The following is an 8963-nucleotide window of genomic DNA, read 5'->3' as shown; positions in this document are numbered from 1 at the left end:
CATCTGAGCAGCACCAGTGATCATGTTTTTAACGTAATCGGCGTGTCCTGGGCAGTCTACGTGTGCGTAGTGACGAGTTGGAGTATCGTACTCTACGTGAGAAGTAGAGATTGTGATACCACGCTCGCGCTCTTCTGGAGCGTTATCGATAGATGCGAAGTCTTTAGCTTGACCACCGTACACTTTTGCAAGTGTAGTACAGATAGCAGCAGTTAGAGTTGTTTTACCGTGGTCAACGTGGCCGATAGTACCAACGTTTACGTGCGGTTTTACGCGTTCAAATTTTTCTTTAGACACGATCGTGTTCCTTCCTAGTTGTGATACGCCCCATTGACAAAAATATGGGACGTGCCAGAAGTTGCTATTTTATGCGCCAACAGCCATTGGCGCAATATAGATCTTGCGATTAACCACGCTCGGCGATGATAGCATCGGCGACATTCTTAGGAACATCAGAGTATTCACTGAATTCCATTGAATATGACGCACGACCCTGAGTCGCTGAACGCAGGTCAGTTGCGTAACCAAACATTTCCGAAAGTGGTACTTTAGCACGGACAATTTTCAGACCAGCAGGGCCTTCATCCATACCTTCGATCATGCCGCGGCGACGGTTAAGGTCCCCAACAACATCACCCATCCAGTCTTCCGGAGTGGTTACTTCAACCTTCATCAATGGCTCAAGAATAACGGGTTGAGCTTCTAGAGCGCCCTTCTTGAAAGCCATAGAACCGGCAATCTTAAATGCCATTTCGTTGGAGTCAACGTCATGGTAAGAACCGTCGAACAAGGTCGCTTTGACATCCATTACAGGATAGCCTGCAAGCACACCATTGTTCATCTGTTCTTCGATACCTTTAGAAACAGCACCAATGTACTCTTTCGGTACCACACCACCAACGACTTCGTCCACGAACACGAAACCTTCATCAGGTTCCGATGGTTCGATTTTCAGCCATACGTGACCATACTGGCCGCGACCGCCTGATTGGCGCACAAACTTCCCTTCCACTTCCGTTTTACCACGGATAGTTTCACGGTATGCAACCTGAGGCTTACCAACGTTACATTCAACGCTGAATTCGCGCTTCATACGGTCAACGATGATATCAAGGTGAAGTTCACCCATACCTGAAATCAAAGTTTGGCCAGATTCCTCGTCGGTTTCGACGCGGAACGATGGATCTTCTGCAGCCAGTTTACCTAGCGCAATACCCATTTTTTCTTGGTCAGCTTGTGAGCGAGGCTCAACAGCGATTTGGATAACAGGCTCTGGGAATTCCATGCGCTCAAGAACCACTCGGTGGTTTTGATCACATAGAGTGTCACCGGTAGTGACGTTCTTCAGGCCGATCGCCGCTGCGATATCACCCGCACGGATTTCTTTCACTTCTTCACGTTTGTTCGAATGCATCTGTACGATACGTCCGAAACGCTCGCGTTTTTCTTTTACAGAGTTGTAGACGGTGTCGCCAGTATTTACAACTCCAGAATAAACACGCATGAAGGTCAAGGTGCCAACGAATGGGTCGGTTGCGATTTTGAACGCTAGCGCTGAGAATGGTTCGTCATCGCTTGAGTGGCGTTCAACTTCGTTTCCGTCTTCGTCTTCACCGCGGATAGCTTTCACTTCCGTTGGCGAAGGCAGGAATTCAATTACTGCATCAAGTACAGCCTGAACACCTTTATTTTTAAATGCTGAACCACAGGTTGCCAGCACGATCTCATTCGCTAGCGTACGCTGGCGAAGACCGGCTTTGATTTCCGCTTCAGACAGTTCACCTTCTTCAAGGTACTTGTCCATCAGCTCTTCAGTTGCTTCCGCAGCTGATTCAACCAGGTTCTGACGCCATTCCTCAGCAAGCTCAACCATGTCAGCTGGAATATCTTCATAGGTAAATGACATACCCTGATCAGATTCATCCCAGTTGATAGCCTTCATCTTGATAAGGTCAACAACGCCTTTAAATTCTTCTTCAGCACCGATATTCAATTGAATTGGCACTGGATTCGCACCAAGACGGCTTTTGATCTGGTCAACAACACGAAGGAAGTCAGCACCAGCTCGGTCCATCTTGTTGACGAAAACCATACGCGGTACTTCGTACTTATCAGCCTGGCGCCAAACGGTTTCAGACTGAGGCTCAACACCCGAAGAGCCACAGAAAACAACAACAGCACCATCAAGTACACGTAATGAACGCTCTACTTCGATAGTAAAGTCAACGTGTCCTGGGGTATCAATGATGTTTACGCGGTGTTCTGGGAACTGAGCTTCCATACCACGCCAGAAGGTGGTAGTCGCAGCAGATGTGATGGTGATACCACGTTCCTGCTCCTGCTCCATCCAGTCCATGGTAGCTGCGCCGTCGTGAACCTCACCAATTTTGTGAGATAAACCTGTATAAAACAGGATACGCTCGGTAGTTGTTGTTTTACCGGCGTCAACGTGAGCACAAATACCGATGTTACGGTAGCGCTCGATAGGCGTTTTACGAGCCACGGCAGTATCCTCTTACTAAGGGGGTCCTTAGAGTATGGTTTAGGCGCGACAAGCAAAGCTTGCCGCGCCCTATTTGTATTACCGGGTAAATTACCAGCGGTAATGTGCGAACGCTTTGTTCGCGTCTGCCATACGGTGAACGTCTTCACGTTTCTTAACAGCAGAACCTTTGTTGTCAGCCGCATCAAGCATTTCGCCTGCTAGACGCTGAGCCATAGATTTTTCACCACGCTTACGCGCAGCTTCAACCAACCAACGCATAGCTAGTGCGTTACGACGTACTGGACGTACTTCTACAGGCACCTGGTAAGTTGAACCACCCACACGGCGAGATTTAACTTCTACCGCTGGACGTACATTTTCAAGAGCTTTTTCGAATACAGCTAGGTGTTCTTCACCAGAACGCTCAGCCATAGTTTCTAGTGCAGAGTAAACAATTTTTTCTGCAGTAGATTTTTTACCGTCAACCATTAGGATATTGACGAATTTTGCCAGCAGCTCAGATTTGAACTTTGGATCTGGAAGGATCTTACGCTGACCAATTACGCGACGACGTGGCATGGAAATCTCCGTTGTGTCTTCAGGTTATCCAAAACTTTACAGTTTCTTCAAAATTAAATAATTTTAGTGTTTGGCCTTACTTAACGGAATCCATTAAGACTTAGGACGCTTCACACCGTACTTAGAACGACCTTTCTTACGGTCGTTAACGCCTGCACAGTCAAGTGCACCACGAACGGTGTGGTAACGCACACCTGGCAAATCTTTAACACGACCACCACGGATAAGAACAACTGAGTGCTCCTGAAGGTTGTGACCTTCACCGCCGATGTATGATGTTACTTCGAAACCGTTTGTTAGACGAACACGACATACTTTACGTAATGCTGAGTTAGGTTTCTTAGGAGTAGTAGTGTATACACGAGTACATACACCACGCTTCTGTGGGCACGCTTCTAGTGCAGGCACGTTGCTTTTTACAACTTGCTTAGCACGTGGCTTACGTACCAACTGGTTAATAGTTGCCATTAAATAGCTCCTGAAATATTACTTTCGTAAAGATGAAAAATCTGCCTCCCAACAACAGGAGGACGCGAAATTTTAGGCATCGCACCCAAGGGTGTCAAGATGTAACCAGCGATCAATTAAATGATTATTTCTTAATCAACCAAATATCCACTGGTTTTCCAAGGTTTGAGAGCCCTTATTAAGCCCACTTCACCTGGGTCTCATTATCTACCGTCAAGCCAACAAACCCTTTATAATCAACAACATCAACATCCAGCTTAAGCTTACCCCGCAGCCCTCTGGCAACAATATCCTCAGACAGTAAATAAATTTTTACGCCAGCTTCGTGAAACTGAAAAATTGGGCTATTTTCAACCGTCGCTGCGATTACTGCGTCCTGGATCAACAAAATCGAGTCATTTTTGTTGATCATTGCAGCTGCTTCGCTGAAGGCCTGGGACTGGAATGGGGAGCGGGTAAAAATGTGCAGCATACTGTGCCTCGAAACTATGCCTGATTGAATATGGTGTTGGTAATGGTGCTAAAGATGGAGAAATCTAGAACGTCAAAACACGCTGGCAGGTATGAAGGTGTTCGGAGAAGACAGCCGGCTCGCACTCAATCACATCGATAAGCAAATCACCAGCAGTGAGCCCGCGCGTCTGCAGCGACTGGCGGCATACATAAACCTGCTCGATATCATAGAGTTCTAGCATCTTGAACGTAACAATATAATCACGTGACAAGATCCCCTGCGGCTGCTGTCCGTCAAGCAACTGGTAAACACCGTCACCATGAAAGAAAAGCGAAATATCTTCACTATAGGCCGAAGTGGCCAACACGGCATCCAACCCCTCGCGGCCCGAGGCAATACCATGTGGTGCGTGGCGAAATACAAAACCTAACGTTGTCATGACTATCCCGTTAAAATTGAATGACGCGATCAGCCGTCAGCATCGCTTCAGCCAACCCGCCGAGGCCAGCTTGTTCAAACCCCGTGGCTAGGTTGCTGCCCGCCAACTGATTCTGCTCTGCTTCCTGAGGACTGATGATCCCTCGACGCAGGGCGGCAGCCACGCAGGTCTGCAGCTCTGTACCATGATCCTGCGCCAACTGCTGCCAAGCCGCAACCAAGTCAAATTCATCGGACGCCGGAGCGGTCAGCGCGGAGCCGTTATGGACTCCGTCTTGATAAAAAAACACCCGCGACAAACCATGCCCTTGCGCCAATAACGCCTGAGCAAACTGATAAGCCGATCGTGCCGATTGAGTACCGTAAGCCGGTCCTTCCACTACCAGCACATAGTTCAGGCTCATTTTTCGCCATCCTCGGTTTTACGCTGGCGGATGTAGAGGTATACCGTGTGCTTCGAGATATTAAGACGATCAGCAACCCGATTAATCGCATCTTTGATATCGAAAATCCCCTTGTCGTACAGCTCCATCACGATCTGACGATTCTTGGCATTGTTCGAGACATTCTTGTCGGCATTAATTTCTTCAATGGTGCGCTCAACGGTCTGATCCACCAGCTCATCAACGTCACTGGCGAAGTTAACACTTGATGCTGCCTGCTTAGCTTCATCGGTCGGCATGAAGGATTGTAGGATCTGCGAGAAAGGTGCATCCAAGTTGACGTTGATGCACAGCAGACCAATGATGTCATTGTCTCCATTGCGTATGGCGATGGTGATCGACTTCATCAAGTCCCCACCCTTGGCGCGAGTGAAGTAAGCCCGAGAGAAATTACGCTCTGAGCCTTCGATATCACGCAGCATACGCAGGGCAAGATCAGTGATCGGCGAACCGACTTTACGACCGGTATTCTCACCATTAGCGATCTTGATGGCCGAAGTATTAAGATCGGCTAGCGAGTGAAGTACGATTTCACAGAACGGACCAATCAATGCCGCCAAACCATCAACGACCGCCTCGTAAGAACGTAGGATAATGTAATCGTGCTCGCTAAAAGCACGCGGCTCAATCAAGTCATTCTCGACCATCACATCTGAGCCAAAGTTTTCAGTAGATACCACGCGATTATCTTCCTTGCTGTTGCCCATTCTATTTAACTTCTTTCCACAGAATGGGAAAAATTAATAGAATGGGTTATGCCTCACCGAGATAGAATCTTTCACGGCGATTGATAAATTTTCAAATCTTGCTTGCAAGTTTATCAGATTTCAGACATTAGCCTGAACATTTTCACGTCATATACAACTAGAATGACAAAAAACCCAGCTTGCGCTGGGTTTTTAATTATAACCAATAGGCGAGTAAAGCGACGAGACTTACTGCGCTTCTTCTGCAGTTGGCTGCTCTGCTTTAACGATCTCCAATAGCTCGACTTCGAACACTAGGGTCGAGTTAGCAGGAATGCTTGGATTCGCCTGAGAGCCATAAGCCAACTCTGGCGGGATAACGAAAGTGAACTTCGAACCAACAGGCATTAGCTGCACGCCTTCAGTCCAACCAGAAATCACTTGGTTTAGCGGGAATGTCGCTGGCTGGTTGCGTGCGTAAGAGCTGTCGAATTCAGTACCGTCAGTTAACATACCTTTGTAATGTACTTGAACGGTATCTGTCGCTGCTGGTTTGTCACCTTCGCCTGCCGTTTCTACTTGATACAGCAGACCTGATTCCGTTTTAACGACACCGTCTTTCTGCTCGAACTCAGCACGGTAATCGTCACCAGCCTTAATGTTCTTCTCTGCTTCTTCCTGTGCTTGCTGCTGTGCCATTTCAGACACACGTTGATCCAACGACTGAAGCGCCTGCTGAGTCTCTTCCGTTGTTAGGCGGCTGTTGTCAGCAAATACGTCAGTCACACCGGCAAGTACTTGCTCACGGCTCAGCTCCAAGCCCAGCTCTTTCTGCTGGTCTAGGTTAGCGGCTAGGTATTGGGCCAATGAAGCACCGATCGCATAAGCAGCTTTGTCATCTTCTGTAGCAAATGTCGCCGGTGCGGATTCCGCTGCGACCTGCTCTACTTTTGCAGGCTCTGCCGGTTTTGTTTCCGCTGCTTTCTCATCTTGGCAGCCTACAGCTAGCAGGATTGTTGCAGCCAAAACAGACATCTTTAGAACAGGTTTCATGTATTTCTCCATTTTAAACTGAGGCAAAACCTCAAAATCATTCACCAGCCTTTTCAACAAGCGGTATGAAAAGCACTGTAGATCAATATACTAATATGCACCTTATGAATTCACTGCCCAGCAGTATTATATCCATAAGGAAATGACACTATGTGTTAACCAAGTGGAACAAGACCTTAATGCAAACAAAAAGATACGTGCCCTGCTTCATTTTGGCACTTTTCATTCTCACTGGCTGCTTTTTTTCCGGTACAGAGTTACAACGCTGGGATCTTGCACCAGAAGGCACCACCAGTTTCAGTCTAAGCCGGGACGGACGGTTTGCCCTTTACCACTCGGCCCAACAAGGTATCGTGCTGTGGGATTTACAGCAAAACAAAAAGTTAGCTGATTTTGGTTCTCAAGATCCACATCACAATACGGTGCTAAGCAGTCAGATATCCGACAACGGACGCTACGCCATTACTGCCACGGCGCAAAACTTCGCCGTCTGGGATCTGGCCTGGGGCCAATCCGAGGGGTTGTGGTCCATTTCCGACGGTTTGATCCGCGATGTTTCCGTGGCCAACAACGGCCAGCATGTCCTGCTGGCCCTGTCCAACAGCAAAGCCCTGTATGTCGACTTGGGCAGCGGAAGACGGCTAGAGTTCCTCGCCCACCGTGAAAAAGTTAATTCAGTGGCGATTTCCGCCAATGGTCGCTATGCCCTGTCAGGGGGAAATGACCACTTGGCCTACCTTTGGGACACCCAAAGTGGCCAGATCCTCCAGCAGTTCGAGCACCAGAGCCGGATCAGCCGAGTGGCCCTACAGCGCGATGGTAAGCTGGCAATGACTGCCGACGGCAGCAACGAGATCGTGATTTGGGATTTACAAAGCGGGCAGCAGCTTTCCTCGCTGGCCGTGCGTCTGCGACAGCAGATTTTATCCAGTGCCCGGTTCTCCGATGACGGCAAGCTGCTCGCGACCGGTACCCCTGCCCGACGGGTAGAATTATGGGATACCCAGAGTGGGGATAACCTCGGCCGCTGGGAGACCGCAGCCAAACAAGATACTCGACCCCCAGCAGCGGTGGTGTATGATGTGGCCATTACTCCCGGCGGTCATGTGATCTCGGGAACTTCGGCAGGTATCGCCCAGCAATGGACGACGGAATAACGCAATGAAAGAAATTGAACAGCTACAGGCCCGTATCGACGAGCTTGAAATGAAGCAGGCTTTTCAGGAGCAGACTATCGAGGAGCTAAACCAGGCCCTTACTGAGCAGCAGTTCCTGATTGATAAGATGCAAACCCAACTGAAATTCATGGTCGGCAAGGTCAAGGGCATGGAGCCATCGAATATGGCCAGCGAGTCGGAAGAGACACCGCCACCGCATTATTAAAAAACAAAAAAGGAAGCCAATTGGCTTCCTTTTTTCATGCTAACCGCTAGCGATTAGTGTGAGCAGCCGCAGCCGCCTTTTTCTTCGCCGCCACAGCAGCCTTCTTCTTTCTCACCGTGGTCATGGTCGCCACAGCTACCGCCACCGCAGCAACCGCCGCCCTGGTGAATATGGCCGTGAGCGATTTCTTCTTCAGTCGCAGCACGTACAGCAACAACTTCTACGCCGAAAGTCAGCGTCTGACCCGCTAGCATGTGGTTACCATCAACAACAACGTGGTCACCGTCAACTTCAGTCACTTCTACAGGGATTGGGCCCTGATCAGTATCTGCTAGGAAACGCATACCAACAGTGATTTCGTCTACGCCCTGGAATACGTCAGCCGGTACACGCTGAACCATTGCATCAACGTGCTCACCGTACGCTTCTTCTGGAGCAACTGTCACTTCAAACTTGTCGCCAGCTTCACGGCCTTCAAGCGCCTTCTCCAAACCTACGATCAGGTTGTTGTGGCCATGCAGGTAATCAAGAGGTGCTTCAGTTGTCGACTGATCAACAACAACGCCTTCTTCGGTCTTCACTTGGTAAGCCAGGCTTACTACGATGTCTTTAGCGACTTTCATGTTTACTCCAATTTCGAACTGGGTATCAAAGGATTTCGCCCGCATGATACCGGATAATGGCAGCTAGATGCCAATATTCTGTTTAAAGGCTGTGCAGCCAAATCAGTCTTCGGGCTTAAAGATGCCGATAACTTGTTGTTTAGTTTCTGTTGAAAGCTGATCGCTCTGCTCGACCGATTGCGGTGCTCTCACATCGGAATGACCGCAGGACACGCATTCTACCTGCTCCACATCATTCTCTTGCCACCAGCGCAACGTATCCTGCTGACTACAGCTTGGACAGATGGCGCCGGCAATAAATCGTTTCTTGGCCATGCTTTCGCTCCTTGCTGCGATATCTTCATTAAAGAG

13 protein-coding genes are annotated in these 8963 nt (G+C 48.8%); 2 read left to right on the top strand and 11 right to left on the bottom strand.

Going from position 1 to position 8963, the window contains the following annotated elements; all coding sequences use genetic code 11:
* From ACVA53_RS03910 to fkpA, 9 genes are all read right to left on the bottom strand, one after another.
* Positions 1–297 (bottom strand): GTP-binding protein (locus tag ACVA53_RS03910; RefSeq protein WP_255040416.1); only part of this gene is annotated, 297 nt, incomplete at its 3' end.
* Between the two features lie 109 nt (positions 298–406).
* Complete coding sequence (fusA, locus tag ACVA53_RS03905) at positions 407–2503, bottom strand: elongation factor G (protein ID WP_255040415.1); 2097 nt, start codon at positions 2501–2503, stop codon at positions 407–409.
* A 90-nt stretch (positions 2504–2593) separates the two neighbouring features.
* On the bottom strand, positions 2594–3064 hold the full coding sequence (gene rpsG / locus ACVA53_RS03900; protein ID WP_005371760.1) for a 30S ribosomal protein S7: 471 nt from the start codon (positions 3062–3064) through the stop codon (positions 2594–2596).
* Positions 3065–3157: 93 nt separating this feature from the next.
* Positions 3158–3532, bottom strand: a complete 375-nt coding sequence (gene rpsL, locus ACVA53_RS03895) for a 30S ribosomal protein S12 (RefSeq protein ID WP_005417208.1) — start codon at positions 3530–3532, stop codon at positions 3158–3160.
* 178 nt (positions 3533–3710) lie between these two features.
* Entirely contained in the window at positions 3711–4004 is a 294-nt protein-coding gene (gene tusB, locus ACVA53_RS03890; protein WP_446504523.1) for a sulfurtransferase complex subunit TusB, read from the bottom strand.
* A gap of 64 nt (positions 4005–4068) precedes the next feature.
* Positions 4069–4425: a sulfurtransferase complex subunit TusC gene (gene tusC / locus ACVA53_RS03885; RefSeq protein WP_255040413.1), complete on the bottom strand. Its 357-nt coding sequence runs from the start codon at positions 4423–4425 to the stop codon at positions 4069–4071.
* Between the two features lie 10 nt (positions 4426–4435).
* Positions 4436–4828, bottom strand: a complete 393-nt coding sequence (gene tusD / locus ACVA53_RS03880) for a sulfurtransferase complex subunit TusD (RefSeq protein ID WP_255040412.1) — start codon at positions 4826–4828, stop codon at positions 4436–4438.
* The gene (locus tag ACVA53_RS03875; RefSeq protein WP_373689530.1) at positions 4825–5514 is read right to left on the bottom strand and encodes a helix-turn-helix transcriptional regulator; all 690 of its coding nucleotides are present in this window, start codon (positions 5512–5514) and stop codon (positions 4825–4827) included. Before ACVA53_RS03875 ends, tusD begins: the two co-directional genes overlap by 4 nt.
* A gap of 288 nt (positions 5515–5802) precedes the next feature.
* A complete protein-coding gene (gene fkpA / locus ACVA53_RS03870) occupies positions 5803–6606 on the bottom strand; it encodes an FKBP-type peptidyl-prolyl cis-trans isomerase (protein ID WP_255040411.1) in 804 nt (267 codons plus the stop codon).
* A 179-nt stretch (positions 6607–6785) separates the two neighbouring features.
* Between fkpA and ACVA53_RS03865 the strand changes: the two genes are divergently transcribed.
* Positions 6786–7763: a WD40 repeat domain-containing protein gene (locus tag ACVA53_RS03865; RefSeq protein ID WP_446504528.1), complete on the top strand. Its 978-nt coding sequence runs from the start codon at positions 6786–6788 to the stop codon at positions 7761–7763.
* 4 nt (positions 7764–7767) lie between these two features.
* Entirely contained in the window at positions 7768–7989 is a 222-nt protein-coding gene (locus ACVA53_RS03860; RefSeq protein WP_446504522.1) for a SlyX family protein, read from the top strand.
* Positions 7990–8042: 53 nt separating this feature from the next.
* Here ACVA53_RS03860 and slyD read toward each other — a convergent pair whose 3' ends face one another.
* The gene (slyD, locus tag ACVA53_RS03855; protein WP_255040408.1) at positions 8043–8612 is read right to left on the bottom strand and encodes a peptidylprolyl isomerase; all 570 of its coding nucleotides are present in this window, start codon (positions 8610–8612) and stop codon (positions 8043–8045) included.
* Positions 8613–8714: 102 nt separating this feature from the next.
* Positions 8715–8927 carry a YheV family putative zinc ribbon protein gene (locus ACVA53_RS03850; protein WP_255040407.1) on the bottom strand — a complete coding sequence of 71 codons (213 nt, stop codon included), beginning with the start codon at positions 8925–8927 and terminating at the stop codon, positions 8715–8717.
* Positions 8928–8963 lie beyond the last annotated feature (36 nt).

The sequence above is a fragment of the Photobacterium sp. DNB23_23_1 genome, assembly GCF_052873815.1.
This window is presented reverse-complemented; position numbering and strand designations above follow the sequence as displayed.